General features: G+C 66.3%; 10 protein-coding genes and 1 tRNA gene. 8 read left to right on the top strand and 3 right to left on the bottom strand.

The genetic code is table 11. The features are described 5' to 3' along the window. Window positions 1–3: 3 nt before the first annotated feature. Genes fdh through nrfD form a run of 3 tightly spaced genes read left to right on the top strand, consistent with a single transcriptional unit; the run spans window position 4 to window position 5,411 of the window. A complete protein-coding gene (gene fdh / locus QFZ60_RS10600; protein WP_307090349.1) occupies window positions 4–3,318 on the top strand; it encodes a formate dehydrogenase in 3,315 nt (1,104 codons plus the stop codon). After that, window positions 3,319–4,326 carry a 4Fe-4S dicluster domain-containing protein gene (locus tag QFZ60_RS10595; RefSeq protein ID WP_307090347.1) on the top strand — a complete coding sequence of 336 codons (1,008 nt, stop codon included), beginning with the start codon at window positions 3,319–3,321 and terminating at the stop codon, window positions 4,324–4,326. It abuts the gene before it with no gap. After that, window positions 4,323–5,411 carry an NrfD/PsrC family molybdoenzyme membrane anchor subunit gene (nrfD, locus tag QFZ60_RS10590; RefSeq protein WP_307090345.1) on the top strand — a complete coding sequence of 363 codons (1,089 nt, stop codon included), beginning with the start codon at window positions 4,323–4,325 and terminating at the stop codon, window positions 5,409–5,411. The genes QFZ60_RS10595 and nrfD overlap by 4 nt, the downstream gene beginning before the upstream one ends. 15 nt (window positions 5,412–5,426) lie before the next feature. Here nrfD and selD read toward each other — a convergent pair whose 3' ends face one another. Continuing rightward, complete coding sequence (selD, locus tag QFZ60_RS10585) at window positions 5,427–6,431, bottom strand: selenide, water dikinase SelD (protein ID WP_373427718.1); 1,005 nt, start codon at window positions 6,429–6,431, stop codon at window positions 5,427–5,429. A 66-nt stretch (window positions 6,432–6,497) separates the two neighbouring features. Between selD and QFZ60_RS10580 the strand changes: the two genes are divergently transcribed. The 4 genes from QFZ60_RS10580 to QFZ60_RS10565 all read left to right on the top strand — a co-directional run bounded on the left by QFZ60_RS10580 (window position 6,498) and on the right by QFZ60_RS10565 (window position 10,653). After that, window positions 6,498–6,592, top strand: a tRNA-Sec gene (locus QFZ60_RS10580). 36 nt (window positions 6,593–6,628) lie between these two features. Further along, entirely contained in the window at window positions 6,629–7,960 is a 1,332-nt protein-coding gene (gene selA, locus QFZ60_RS10575; protein WP_307090340.1) for an L-seryl-tRNA(Sec) selenium transferase, read from the top strand. 3 nt (window positions 7,961–7,963) lie between these two features. Beyond that, window positions 7,964–9,760, top strand: a complete 1,797-nt coding sequence (gene selB, locus QFZ60_RS10570) for a selenocysteine-specific translation elongation factor (RefSeq protein WP_307090339.1) — start codon at window positions 7,964–7,966, stop codon at window positions 9,758–9,760. 140 nt (window positions 9,761–9,900) lie between these two features. Then, window positions 9,901–10,653: a lytic transglycosylase domain-containing protein gene (locus QFZ60_RS10565; protein ID WP_307090337.1), complete on the top strand. Its 753-nt coding sequence runs from the start codon at window positions 9,901–9,903 to the stop codon at window positions 10,651–10,653. Between the two features lie 40 nt (window positions 10,654–10,693). On the opposite strand, the gene QFZ60_RS10560 is transcribed toward QFZ60_RS10565, so the two are convergent. Continuing rightward, window positions 10,694–11,860, bottom strand: a complete 1,167-nt coding sequence (locus tag QFZ60_RS10560; RefSeq protein WP_307090336.1) for a cytochrome P450 — start codon at window positions 11,858–11,860, stop codon at window positions 10,694–10,696. Window positions 11,861–12,054: 194 nt separating this feature from the next. Beyond that, entirely contained in the window at window positions 12,055–13,275 is a 1,221-nt protein-coding gene (locus QFZ60_RS10555; protein ID WP_307090335.1) for an aromatic acid/H+ symport family MFS transporter, read from the bottom strand. A gap of 285 nt (window positions 13,276–13,560) precedes the next feature. Between QFZ60_RS10555 and QFZ60_RS10550 the strand changes: the two genes are divergently transcribed. After that, a complete protein-coding gene (locus QFZ60_RS10550) occupies window positions 13,561–14,442 on the top strand; it encodes an SMP-30/gluconolactonase/LRE family protein (protein ID WP_373427674.1) in 882 nt (293 codons plus the stop codon). Window positions 14,443–14,445 lie beyond the last annotated feature (3 nt).

The following is a 14,445-nucleotide window of genomic DNA, read 5'->3' as shown; positions in this document are numbered from 1 at the left end:
GAAATGGCACCGCGAAGTTTTCTTCAATGGCCGGTCGTCCGTCAACTGACTACGGGCGACCTACTGGGGCGCGGGCCGTCTGTGACCTCGCCCCGCACGCAGGCAATCGCTCCACGGACGGCCACCGCAGACCGCGTGGTGCAAAGTGTGTGCCCGTATTGTGCTGTTGGATGCGGGCAGCGGGTTTACGTCAAAGACGAAAAAGTCATCCAGATCGAGGGAGATCCGGATTCACCCATTTCCCGCGGTCGTCTGTGCCCCAAGGGCTCTGCCAGCGAGCAGTTGGTCAATTCTCCGGGCCGGCAAACAAAAGTGCTTTACCGTGCACCGCGTTCCACTGAGTGGGAACATCTGGACCTGGCTACGGCAGTTGAGATGGTGGCGGACCGCTTCATCGAAACCCGCCGCAGGACGTGGCAGCAGGAAGATGACCAAGGCAGGCTTCTGCGCCGCACCATGGGCATAGCCTCGTTGGGCGGCGCCACCCTGGACAACGAAGAAAACTACCTGATCAAGAAACTCTTCACAGCTGCAGGGGCGGTGCAGACCGAGAACCAGGCCCGCATATGACACTCCGCCACGGTTCCCAGTTTGGGAGCCTCGTTTGGACGCGGTGGTGCAACGCAATCACTGCAGGACATGGCTAACGCTGACTGCATCATCATCCAGGGTTCCAACATGGCCGAGTGCCACCCGGTGGGGTACCAGTGGGTGGCGGAAGCGAAGGCCCGTGGTGCGAAGGTTATCCACATCGATCCGCGGTTCACGCGCACGTCGGCGGTTTCGGATAAGCACATTCCCATCCGTGCAGGTTCTGATGTTGTGCTCCTGGGCGCCCTCATTAACTACGTCATCAGCAACGACCTCTGGTTCAAGGAGTACGTCGGCGCGTACACCAACGCAGCCACACTGGTTCACGAGGACTATCGCGATGCCGAGGACCTGGGCGGCTTGTTCTCCGGTTTCGATCCGGAAAAGCGGGCGTACGACACGTCGTCGTGGTCTTATGCAGAACAAGGGGAGGGAAGCATTGACGACCCCGGGCCCGGCTCCGAACACGGCGAGGATGCTACGGCCCGTGCTGCCGGCCATGCCTACGGCAGCGGCGGCCCGCCCTTGGAGCACGCGGAAGTGCAGCGTGACGATACCCTGCAGGACCCCCGGACGGTCTTCCAGATCGTAAAGCGGCACTACGCCCGCTACACCGCGGAGATGGTCAGGGACATGTGCGGTATCGACGTCGCTGACTTCGAGTACCTGGCCCGTGCCATTACGGAAAACTCGGGACGCGACCGGACCACCTGTTTCGCCTACGCTGTCGGTTGGACACAGCACTCCCTGGGAGCCCAGTTCATCAGGGCCGCAGCCATCCTGCAGCTTCTGCTGGGAAATATGGGACGCCCTGGCGGCGGAATTATGGCCCTGCGCGGCCATGCCAGTATCCAGGGTTCCACCGACATCCCCACGCTGTTCAACCTGCTGCCCGGATACCTGCCGATGCCCAGTGCCGGCCGCCATGACAGCCTTGGCGAATACCTGGAAGCTGTGGGGTCGAAACAGCAGAAGGGCTACTGGGCGGATGCCGACGCCTACACCATCAGCCTGCTCAAGGCCTGGTGGGGCGACGCCGCTAACGAGGACAACGATTGGGCCTACGACTACCTGCCCAGGCTCACCGGTGCCCACGGTACCTACGAGACGGTCATGGGCATGCTCGAGGACGAAGTGGAGGGCTACTTCCTGCTCGGGCAGAACCCTGCCGTGGGCTCTGCCCACGGCCGCATGCAACGGCTGGGCATGTCGCATTTGAAGTGGCTCGTGGTGCGCGACCTGAATCTCATCGAGTCGGCAACGTGGTGGAAGGACGGTCCGGAAATCGAATCCGGCGAGCTGCGCACCGAGGACATCGAAACTGAGGTGTTCTTCCTGCCTGCAGCAACCCACGTGGAAAAAGCCGGCTCGTTCACACAAACCCAGCGGCTGCTGCAGTGGCGGCACCAGGCGGTGGCACCACCGGGGGAGTGCCAAAGCGAACTGCAGTTCTTCTTCGAGCTGGGCCAACGGATCCGGGAGAAGCTGGCCGATTCACAGGACGAGCGCGACCGTCCGCTGCTGGACCTCACGTGGGACTATCCCGTGGACGAACACGGAGATCCGGATGCGGAGGCGGTGCTTGCCGAAATCAACGGCCGTCACCTGGCGGGCCCGGAGGCCGGAAAGCCCCTCTCCGCATACACCGAACTCCGCGCCGACGGTTCCACATCGGCCGGCTGCTGGATCTACACCGGGGTGTACGCCGACGGCTTCAACCACGCCGCAAACCGCAAGCCGGGCCAGGAACAGGGGCCGGCGGCGTCCGAATGGGGCTGGGCATGGCCGGCCAACCGCAGGATCCTCTACAACCGGGCGTCAGCCGACCCCGCGGGTAAACCCTGGAGCGAACGGAAGAAGTACATCTGGTGGGACCAGGAGCAGGGTAAATGGATCGGGGACGACGTGCCCGACTTCCCGCTGGACCGGGCACCAGGCAGCCACCCGGACCCCTCCGTTGGCGGGGCAGCCGCCCTCAGCGGTGACGATCCCTTCATCATGCAGGCGGACGGCAAGGGCTGGCTGTTCGCGCCGAAGGGACTCATGGACGGACCCCTTCCCACCCACTACGAGGCCCAGGAATCACCGGTGGCCAACGCGCTGTACCCGCAGCAGCAGAGCCCGGCGCGGCTGGTGTTCCCCCGCGCCGATAACCTCAGTGCGCCCAGCGCCGGCACCCCTGGCGCAGACGTGTACCCGTACGTCTTCACCACCTACCGCCTCACCGAGCACCACACGGCGGGCGGGATGAGCCGCTGGCTGCCGTACCTGTCGGAGCTGCAGCCGGAGATGTTCTGCGAGGTCTCGCCCGAACTGGCCGCTGAGCGTGGACTGGAGCCCTACGGGTGGGCCACCATCATTTCGCCCCGCTCCGCTATCGAGGCGAAGGTGCTTGTCACCGACCGGGTGAGGCCCCTGGCCGTCGGCGGGCACACGGTGCATCAGATCGGGCTGCCTTACCACTGGGGTGTCGGCAGCAATGCCGTGGTCAGCGGTGACGCGGCCAATGATCTGCTGGGTGTGACGCTGGATCCCAACGTCCAGATCCAGGAATCCAAGGTGGCCTCCTGTGACATCCGGCCGGGCCGCCGGCCCCGCGGAGAGGAACTGCTTGCCTTGGTTGCCGAGTACCAGACGCGCGCCGGACTGACCACCGAGACCGGTAACCGGGCCGTCACCGATCAGCTCGGCAGTATTCCGGGTACCGACCCGACATTGGAGGACTAGATGGGCCAGTTGTCCGGACCGACCGACCCTACCGCCGATGCCCACTGGGAGCACAACCACCCGCGCAAGGGGTTCTTCACCGACACCTCGATCTGCATTGGCTGCAAGGCCTGTGAGGTTGCCTGCAAGGAGTGGAACCACAACCCGCAGGACGGCAACCTGGAACTGCTCGGGTCCTCCTACGACAACACCGGCTCCCTGGGGGCCAGCACCTGGCGGCATGTGGCGTTCATTGAACAGGGCCAGGAACGCATCGAGGAGGCGCGGGAATCAGGACGGGCCCTGGTCAGCCTGGGCATGCCGCGCATCGGTCCGCCCCAGGCGGCGCCTGCCGGGACCGATTTGGCGGGCGCGGACACCACGCCCCCGGACACGGCAGACTTCCGGTGGCTGATGTCCTCTGATGTCTGTAAGCATTGCACGCACGCCGGATGCCTGGACGTCTGCCCCACCGGAGCGCTGTTCCGCACCGAATTCGGCACCGTGGTGGTCCAGGACGACGTGTGCAACGGCTGCGGAACCTGCGTGGCCGGCTGCCCCTTCGGCGTGATCGAACGCCGCAGTAACGGCACTGTCAAGGTCGCCGCCAGCAGGGAGGAACAGCACGCCAAGCATCCCGCGGTGCCGAACGAGGGCATCGCCCAGAAGTGCACGCTGTGCTACGACCGGCTGGTGGCAGACGAGACGCCTGCCTGCGCCAAGGCATGCCCGACGACGTCCATCAAGTTTGGCGATCACGACGACATGGTGGACACGGCCCGGGAACGCGTCGCCACGCTGCATGCGCAGGGCATGACCGAAGCGAGGCTTTACGGCGCGAACGAGAACGACGGGGTCGGCGGAACCGGATCGGTCTTCCTGCTGCTGGACGAACCCGAAGTCTATGGACTGCCGCCGGACCCGCGGGTGCCCACCGCCGATCTGCCCCGGATGTACCGCCGGGCCGGGATGGCAGTAGCGGGCATGGCCGCGGCAGCTGCCCTGGCTTTCCTGGGAGGACGTGCGTGACCCTCTCAGAGTTCGACAGCTTCCGGCCATCCGAGCCTGCCCGCCGCCGGCAGGGCGCCAAGCGCGGCACGGGCCGCCGACGGGACAATAGTGACGGCTCCCGGGAAATGCCCATGGTGCCGGAGCCGGACTTCACCTCGTACTACGGCCGTCCGGTGGTCAAGCCGGCGCCGTGGGGCGATGACGTGGCCATCTACCTGTTCCTGGGCGGCGTTGCAGCCGGGTCGGCCCTGCTTGGCCTCGGCGGTCAACTGACCGGACGGCCAATCCTCTGCCGCAATGCCAGGCTTAGCGCGCTGACGGCGGTGAGCGCCGGCGCCGTCGCTTTGGTGAAGGACCTGGGCAGGCCGGAGCGTTTCCTGCACATGTTGCGGACCTTCAAGGTGACCTCGCCCATGAGTGTGGGCTCGTGGATTCTCAGCGCCTTCAGCGCCGGCACTGCCGTCACTGCCGTCGCGGAGATCGACCGGCTGAGCGGAACGCGGCTTCCGTTGGGTGTGTTGCGGAAAGTGCTGCAGGCTGTTGAGGGACCGGCCGGGTTTGAGGCCGCCGTCTTCGCGGGGCCGTTGGCGGCCTACACCGCGGTCCTGCTTGGCGATACCGCCACACCCACATGGAACGCCGCCCACGAGGAACTGCCTTTTGTCTTCGTGAGTTCGGCCTGCCTCGCGTCTGCCGGGCTCGCCATGGTCACCACACCCGTACGGGAGACCGGGCCTGCACGCAAACTCGCCGTACTGGGCGTCCTGGGTGACGTCGCTGCCATGAGGGTGATGGAACGCCGGATGGATCCGATAACAGCCGAGCCCCTGCACCAGGGCAAGGCGGGCGCCATGCTGAAGTGGAGCGAGCGGTTGGCGGTGGCCGGTGGCGTGGGGACGCTGCTGGGCGGACGTAACCGCGTGGTGGCGGCGGCTTCGGGACTGGCGTTGCTGGCGGCATCGGCACTGACCCGCTTCGGGGTATTCGAAGCGGGGCTCGCCTCTGCAAGGGATCCCCGGTACACCATAGAACCGCAAAAGAACCGGCTTGCGGCCCGCCGTGCCGCCGGCGTTACCGGCGACGCGATCACTACTGCCGGCTGAGCGCGCTGCCGGGCTTCAGCGGACCTGGATGCCCTGGCCCGCGGTGGTGTGGCCAATCACGGGGTGACCCGGCAGCTCACCGACCACCAGCAGGCCGCCGGAGGTCTGGGCATCGGCCAGTACCAGCAGATCGTCCTCGGTGACGCCGGGACCGGCCTCCACGTGCGGCCGCACCCAGTCGAGATTGCGTCGGGTCCCGCCGGAGACGAAGCCATCCCGCAGCGCCTCACGCGCCCCTTCGATCAGCGGTACCGCTGATCGGTCAATCACGGCGCCTACTTCCGAGGCACGGACCATCTTGTACAGGTGTCCAAGCAGGCCAAAACCCGTTACGTCTGTCGCTGCCCGGACGCCGGCGGCCACGGCGGCTTCGGCCGCGTCGCGGTTCAGCGCCGCCATGGTCTCGACGGCTTCGGTGAACACCTCGCCGGTCTGCTTGTGCCGGTTGTTGAGAAGCCCGACGCCGAGTGGTTTGGTCAGCGTGATCGGCATCCCGGGCTGGGCGGCATCATTGCGGAGCAGGCGGTCGGGGTGGGCTATTCCGGTGACGGCCATGCCGTACTTTGGCTCCGGATCGTCGATGGAGTGCCCGCCGAGCACCGGGCACCCTGCTTCTGATGCGACGCTTAGGCCGCCGCGCAGCACCTCCGTCATGAGCTCCAGCGGCAGGACTCCGCGGGGCCAGCCCACGAGGTTGATCGCGGTGACCGGCTGGCCGCCCATCGCGTAAATGTCAGAGAGGGCATTGGCGGCAGCGATGCGGCCCCAGTCAAACGCATCGTTGACAACGGGGGTGAAGAAGTCGGCGGTGGTAAGGACCGCCAGATCGTCGCGCACCAGGACCGCCGCCGCGTCGTCGCCGCTGTCAAGGCCAACCAGGACCTCTGCGCCCTGTTGGCCAATGAGCCCGCGGACCGCGTCTTCGAGCTCGCCCGGCGGAATTTTGCAGGCGCAGCCCCCGCCGTGGGCATATTCGGTCAGCCGGAGCGTGCCGGCGGCAGCATGATCTGGTTGCTGAATTGGTGTCTGAACCTCACTCACCCGCCCAGCCTAACCCCCGCAGGACAACCTGCTATATTGAGGCGCGGTGGCGTCCGGGTCCTGGTGGGCCCCCCGGTCTTCAAAACCGGTGCGGCTGAGCATCTCGGCCTGGCGGGTTCGATTCCCGTCCGCCACCGCCAACTTTCGGCAGTGAATGCCGCGACACGAGGAGGGCTGTGGACCAGGTCGATCCCCGGCGCCTGATTCCCCGCACGAACGACCTGCTGGCACTGCCGGCCGTTCACGAGGCCCGGACAAGGCTCCACGAGCGGGTCATCCGCGAACTGGTCCGGCAAGTCCAGGAGCAGGCCCGGTGCGGTGATCTCCCTTCAGGCCAAGTGGAACCAACCCTGCTCGCCGCGCTGGCTTCACGAACGGCCATGACCCTGCGCCCGGTGCTCAATGCCACCGGCGTCATCGTCCACACCAACCTGGGACGTGCGCCCCTTTCCACAGCCGCGGTGGACGCCCTTGTCACCGCCAGCGGCTACGTGGACGTGGAACTGGACCTGGCGGACGGCAGCCGCTCACGACGCGGCGCGGGCGCCCGCGCTGCATTGCTCGCCGCCTGTCCCGCCGCCGAGGACGCCCTGGTGGTCAACAACGGGGCAGCGGCGCTGGTGTTGGCCACCACAGCCCTGGCCGCCGGCCGGGAAGTGGTGGTGAGCCGGGGCGAACTCGTCGAGATCGGTGCGGGCTTTCGGCTGACGGACTTGATGGAGTCGACCGGTGCCAGGCTGCGCGAGGTGGGCACCACCAACCGGACACACCTGCATGACTACGCCGGCGCCCTCGGACCGGACACCGGTTGCGTACTCAAGGTCCACCCCAGCAACTTCCGGGTGGACGGATTCACGTCCGCTGTTCCGCTTGACGAACTGAGCCCGCTTACGGTGGCACACGGCGTTCCACTCGTGGCCGATCTGGGCAGCGGGCTGCTGGCCCCCGACCCTTACCTGCCCGATGAACCCGATGCTGCCACCGCTTTGGCGAGCGGGGCCGACGTCGTCATAGCCAGCGGTGACAAGCTGCTGGGCGGCCCCCAAGCGGGCCTGTTGCTTGGCCGTAAGGAGATCATCACCCGCCTGGCCCGCCACCCGCTCGCCCGTGCGGTCCGCGCCGACAAACTTGCCCTCGCCGCCCTGGAGGCGACCCTCGCGGGGCCAGCGGCGCCGGTTGTCCAGGCCCTGCACGCCGATGTCGAACAGTTGCGCCAACGTACAGAGCGGCTGGCCCATGCCCTGGGTGTACCCGTTGTGGCACATGACGGCAGGGTAGGGGGCGGCGGCGCCCCCGGAGTTCCCCTGCCGGGATGGGCCCTCCGACTCCCTGAGAAAATCGCAGGCCACCTGCGCACAGGCAACCCGGCCGTCCTGCCGCGGGTCAATGACGGTTCCTGCCTGATCGACCTGCGTTGCGTGCCGGCAGCGGACGACGACAGGATTCTCAATGCGGTACGGCAGGCACTGGCAACCCGTGAGGGCGCCGATGCAGGCAGGGCAGGCTGATCCGTGCACGTTGTTGCCACCTCCGGACATGTCGATTCCGGTAAAAGCACCCTGGTCCGCGCGCTCACCGGCATGGAGCCGGACCGTTGGGAGGAAGAACGGCGCCGCGGGCTGACCATTGACCTGGGCTATGCCTGGACAACCCTCCCGTCCGGAAAGGATGTTGCGTTCGTTGACGTACCGGGCCACGAACGGTTCCTCGGCAACATGCTTGCCGGAATAGGGCCGGCGCCGGTGGTCTGCTTCGTCGTAGCCGCGGATGAGGGCTGGCAGGCGCAGTCAAGCGATCACCGGGACGCCGTCGCTGCGCTCGGTATTGAACACGGCGTCGTGGTCCTCAGCCGCGCGGACCGGGCATCCCGGCAGCGGGTTGCAGACGTACTCGCCCGGACCCGCAGTGAGTTGGCCGGGACCGGTTTGAAGGACGCGCCCGCCGTAGCTGTGTCCGCCATCGACGGAACAGGCCTGGTTGACCTGCGGACAGCGCTCGACGACGTCCTGTCCCAGGTGCCGGCTCCCGCCACCACCGGGCGGGTCAGGTTGTGGGTGGACCGCTCGTTCACCATCACCGGTTCCGGAACGGTGGTCACCGGAACACTGGCAGCAGGCACACTCGCCCAGGGTGACCGGCTGGAGCTGCTGGGCCACGCCGGTTCCCGCACCGTCACAGTCCGCGGCCTGCAAAGCCGCGACACCTCCTACGCCTCAGTGGAGCCTGTTAGCAGGGTTGCCTTGAACCTGCGCGACGTTGCCCCAACGGATATCCGGCGTGGGGACGCGCTGGTTACTCCCGATGCGTGGCCCACCACCGGCGTGGTCGGCATCCAGCGGACCACCGGCGTCGCCTATACCGAGGTGCCGGAACAACTCGTGGTGCATGTTGGCACTGCCTCCGTGCCTGCCCGCCTGCGGCCGTTCGGAACCGACCATGCCCGGCTCGTCCTGGACCGGCCCCTGCCGCTTGTCCTCGGCGACCGGATGGTGCTGCGTGACCCCGGAAGCCGGTCCGTGCTGGGCGGCGCGCGCGTCGTCGATGCCGACCCTCCGGCCTTGGAGCGGCGCGGCGATGGCGCCCGCTGGGCCGAACGGCTTGCAGGCATGGACCCCGCCGGAGATGTACTGGGAGAAGTAGCAGCCCGCGGAGCCGTCCAGGTTCAGCATCTGCGCAGGCTCGGACTGCTGCCCGGGCAGGACGCGGACGCGCCGTCGGGCATACGGGCTTTTGGGGATTGGTGGGTGCATGTCCCCGTCCTGGAGGCATGGCAGGATCGGCTGCGCAATGCGGTCCAGGCGCTGCAGGAGCGTGATCCATTGGCGCCCGGCCTTTCCATGGGCGCGGCGCGGGACCTGCTGAGGCTGCCCGGCGAGAGGCTTCTGCCCCACGTCATCCGTGGGGCCGCCCTTGAACAGGACAGCGGCCACATCCGGCTGCCTGGCAGCCAGGGCAACCTCGGCCCCGTGGAGCCCGCCATCGCCGAATTGGAGCGCAGGCTCGGCGCAGATGCGTTCCATGCCCCGGAGGCCGATGAGCTGGCTGCACTGGGCCTCGGAGCCCGGGAAATCGCCGCCGCCGAACGCACGGGGCGCCTGCTGCGGTTGCGCGACGGCGTGGTGTTGCTGCCTACGGCGCCGGCCCTGGCGATGCGCACCCTGGCACGGTTGGACCAGCCCTTCACCACAAGCGAAGCACGGCAGGCACTGGGCACAACACGCCGGATTGCCGTTCCGCTGCTGGAACATCTCGATTCCCGTGGCTGGACGCAGCGCCTGGATGCCGGTCACCGCACGGTGGTGCGCTGACCGCGCGGCGGCGTCACGGGAAATCATGCCGGGCAGGTCATTTGGGTCCCGGCTTGGGACGTCGTCCAGAATGTGCTCCAGCGGCGCCATCTGCAGTCGTCCGGTTATCCAGCCTCGAAGCTTGATGGTTTGATTAGTCAGTGCTCCGTGTAAAACGCTTTGTGGTCTTTGGCCTGTTGGTGGTTTGCGTCAGCACGGCATTCTCCTTTTGGTTTATCCGGCAGCCGGGCGCGGATGCCCGGGTGGCCTTTTCCGCACCACCGCGGGCCGGCGTGATCTTCGATGCCCGGCCCGCCGGCATGGATACCGCCGTGAACGTCACGCGGAGTCCGGACGCCGAGTGGCTGGTGCGGTCCGCGGCACAAACAGGGATCCCTGCCCGGGCGCTGCGGGCGTACGTTGCTGCCTCCGACGCCGCCAATCGTTCCACCCCTGACTGTGGAATCGGCTGGAATACGCTGGCGGCGGTGGGCTTCGTCGAATCAGCCCACGGAACTTATGGCGGCGGCAGACTTGGCGCCGACGGGCAGGCCAGCGGTCCCATCGTTGGTCCGAGCCTTAACGGCGATGGATTCGCTGCCATCGCAGACACCGATGGGGGTCTCCTGGACGATGATGCCCTTTGGGACCACGCCGTAGGACCGATGCAGTTCATTCCCTCCACGTGGCGGCTTGCTGGAAGGGACGGGAACGGGGACGGAGCGGCAGATCCGTCCAACATTGACGACGCCGCCCTCAGCGCCGCCACGTACCTGTGCGGCCACGGCCGGAACCTGACAACCGCGCGGGGGTGGACGGACGCCGTCCACTCCTACAACCAGTCTGATGCCTATATCCGCCAGGTGCGGGCACAGGCGGCTGACTACGCCGCAAAAGCGGGTGCCCCGGAATAGGCCGGGCCACCTGCCGGTCAGGCGGGCTGCCACCTGCCGGTCAGGCGGGCTGCCACCTGACGGGCAGTGCCTTCAGCCCGTAAACAATGGTGCTTTCCATTCGTTCCAGCTGCGCTTCAGGTGCCAGGGAAAGCCCCGGCAGGCGGGCCAGCAGTGCCTCCAGTGCGATCCTCGCCTCCAGCCGGGCCAGTGGCGCGCCGAGGCAAAAGTGGACGCCGTGTCCGAAGGCCAGGTGCCGGTTCGGGCTGCGGTCGACGTCGAACTCAGCCGGCCGCTGGAACTGCTGCTCATCGCGGTTGGCGGAGCCGATCCAGGCCACGATCGGTGCCCCTGCCGGGATACGTTGATCGCCCAGGAATGTCTCCGCCACGCTCACCCGGTACATCGATTGGACCGGCGACCGGAAGCGCAGCACCTCTTCGAGGGTCTGGGGCAGCAAGTCGGGCTCTTCAAGGACACGCTCGAGTGTGCCGGGCGACTCAGCCAAACAGAAGACGGCGTTGCCGATCAGGTTGGTGGTGGTCTCATTGCCGGCGACGAGCAGCAGACTGCAGAATCCGAGCAGTTCAGGCACCGTCAGTTTTTGGCCGTCTATTTCGGCGGCCAGCAAGGTGCTGATCAGGTCCTCGCCGGGCCGGCTCCGGCGTTGGTCAATGAGGGCCAGGAAGTACCCGATCATCTCTGCTGCGGTGGCATCATCTCCGTCGCCGGCCGGACCGGACTGCGTTTGGCTGACGATCACGTCCGACCATTGTTTGAAACGCTCGCGGTCCTCCGCCGGGATGCCCATGAGCTCGGAAATCACGATGACCGGCAGCGGATATGCCAGTTCTTTGATCAGGTCTGCGCTCCCGCGGGCAGCAATCCCTTCCAGAAGCTCGTCCGTGAGTTCGACAATGCGTGGAGCCAGCGCGTCAACGGCTTTCGGGGTGAAAGCCTGCGTGACCAGGGAGCGCAGCTGCCGGTGCCTTGGGGGATCGGTGGTGATGAGGCTTGCGGCGAAGAGCTGCCCGGAACCGGATGGATTATCACCGCCCATGCGGGACGAGAATGTTGCGTGCTCGGACAGCACCCGCTGGACGTCGTCGTACCGGAAAACGTGCCAGCTCCCCGATCGGTCATCCTGAAAGACAGCGGCTGTTGCCCGCATCCGCTCATAGTGGGGGAAGGGGTCCAACGCATGCGCGCCCGGCTGTGTGACGTCCATGGTGGCCTCTCTGCCTCCCCGACGCTCCCCGGGCCCGACGGCGCAAGGCCTCAAATGGCTGAGCGTGGAACCTCGATCTTAACCAAAGCCTGCCTCCGCGTCATTACCTCCGGCGTCGAACTTTGCCCGGTAAATATCTACCCGGCCCGGCCGGCCAATGGAGCCGGCCGGGCCACGCTGTCCCGCAGCAAAGCTCAGCTGACGCGCTCCTGCGCCGGCTGTCCGGCTGCTATTGCGGGCGGGACTGCCAGCAGGCCTACGACGGCGAGTGCCCCGGCTGCCGCGAAGGCGTAGAAACCCCATGGGTAGGCGATGCCTGCGGCGACCAGGCCGCCGGTGACGGCGGGTCCGGCGATGGCGCCGACGCGGCCGACGCCCGCGGCGAAACCGAGGGCGGTTGCACGAAGGTGCGCCGGGAACAACTGGCTGACCCAGGCATAAACGAGCACCTGCGAACTGAAGACAAAGACGCCCGTGACGAAGACAAGGGCATTGAGCAGGATCGCGTTGTCAACCTTGAAACTGAGCAGGGCAAGGAACACGGCAGAAAGACCGAACCACACCAGCACAATGGGCTTGGTCCCGTGCTTATCAGCAAGGACGCCAGCGATGAAGAGGCCTGCGACGGCACCCAGGTTCAGCACGAGCAGCAGGGAAAGGCCTGCACTGACGGGGTATCCCGCCGACGCCATCAGCTGCGGAAGCCACGTGTTCAGGCCGTAGACCAGCAGCAGCCCCATGAATGAAGCAGCGGCGATTGCAGCAGCAACCAGGGGATATGGCTTCTTGCCCAGATCCCGGAAAGTGGCCTGCTTCTCTTTCCGCGCGCTCCGTTCCGCGTGTGTCATTTCCGGCAGTTTGAACCACAGGAACGGCAGGAGAACCAGCCCTGTAACGCCGCCCACCACGAACATCGTCCGCCAGTCCGGAATGACCAGCAACGCCAGGAAGGCTGTTGCCACGGCGCCGACGTGGTACCCGGTCATTGTGCGGGTGGTTGACTTACCGGCTGACCCCGCCGAAGCGTAGTCGTTCATGTATGCGAGGGCGACCGGGAGGCAGGCCCCAAGGCCGAGGCCGGCCAGGAGCCGGAAAGCACTGAATACAGCCACGTTGGGAGCCCATACGACGGCGATGGTGAAGACCGAGAACCAGAGTACGCAGGCGAAGAGCAGTTTCCTGTGCCCGAACTTGTCTGAAAGCGGGGCTATGAACAACGCGCCCAGGCCAACGCCGACAAGGGAAATAGTTGCTGCCAGCGTGGCGCCAACCGCATCAAAGCCCAGTTGGCCGGTCTTGAGCAGCGTTGGGATAACGGTGCCCAGCACCACCAGGTCAAAGCCGTCCAGGACCATGGCCAGCCAGCAAAGCCAGACCGGCCATTGGGAAGGGCGGGCCGTGGGGGAAATAGTCATGTAATCCTCTTTGATCAATACGTCTAAACAGGCATGCCAGGTGAGAGCTCCATTACTTGGAGGAGTGATCTGTGGCACGCAATTCTGCGAGAATACCCTAAGTTCATGTCACGTACAAAAGTTCGACATACGAACAGCGCCATTCTATGGGCGCGTCCCACGGACCAGGGATCTTGCCCGTGACGCTAGGGTGGTCCTGTGCATGCCGTCTCCCGGGCTTCGCGCCATGACGGGCAGTGCAACGGCAGAAATCTGGACCGTAGGGGAGCGTCGATGAACGGCGGAATGACAAGCGGCACACTGGAGTGCCTTTTCACCGGCTCCGTGTGGGCGGAGGGACCTTTGTGGGTACCGTCGTCGCAGACGGTGCGATGGAGTGACATCCCCAACAACCGCATCCTCGAGTTTGACCCGGCCACCGGGACCATTCGGGAATACGCAGGTGGCGTGGAGTTCACCAACGGTCGCACCCTGGATCATGACGGCAGCGTGGTGCAGTGCAGCCACGGCCTCCGCCGGGTGGAGCGCGACCGTGAAGGAACCGTAACCGGCCTGGTGGATTCCTTCCAGGGCCGCAGGCTGAACTCACCCAACGACGTGGTGATTGCCCGGGACGGCAGCATCTGGTTCACCGACCCGCCGTATGGGATTCTTCCGGGGACGAAGGAAGGCCACGAAGGCGAGCAGGAATACGGCGGGTGCCATGTGTTCCGCTTTGAGCCCAGCTCAGGATCAATGACGGTGGAAGTTACGGACCTTGTGCACCCCAACGGGCTCGCCTTCTCGCCTGACGAATCCGTCCTCTATGTCGCGGACACGGCCGGTTCCCCTTATGGCGTGCCCCTGCGGATCGCCACCTACAGCGTGCATGAGGGCCGCTGCAGCCGCAGGACAGGGACGCTGGAGCTGGAAGAGGGTTTTCCGGCTGACGGACTGCGGGTCGATGTCGAGGGCAGGATCTGGACCTCCGCCGGCCCGTCCGTAAGGATCTACTCACCGTCTTTTGAACTCCTGGAAACCATTGCCGTGCCGGAGACCGTGTCCAACCTGTGCTTCGGCGGTCCGGACGGGCAGGACCTGTACGTCACAGCAACCACCAGCCTGTACCGGATCCGCACCAGCACCCGGGATGCGGCCGGCCGCAGCTTTCCGCCCAACCACCACTGAATG

It is taken from the genome of Arthrobacter sp. B2I5 (genome assembly GCF_030816735.1).
Classification (GTDB): Bacteria; Actinomycetota; Actinomycetes; order Actinomycetales; family Micrococcaceae; genus Arthrobacter.
The sequence above is the reverse complement of the archived record's forward strand: the minus strand, read 5'-3'. Positions and strand labels throughout refer to the sequence as shown.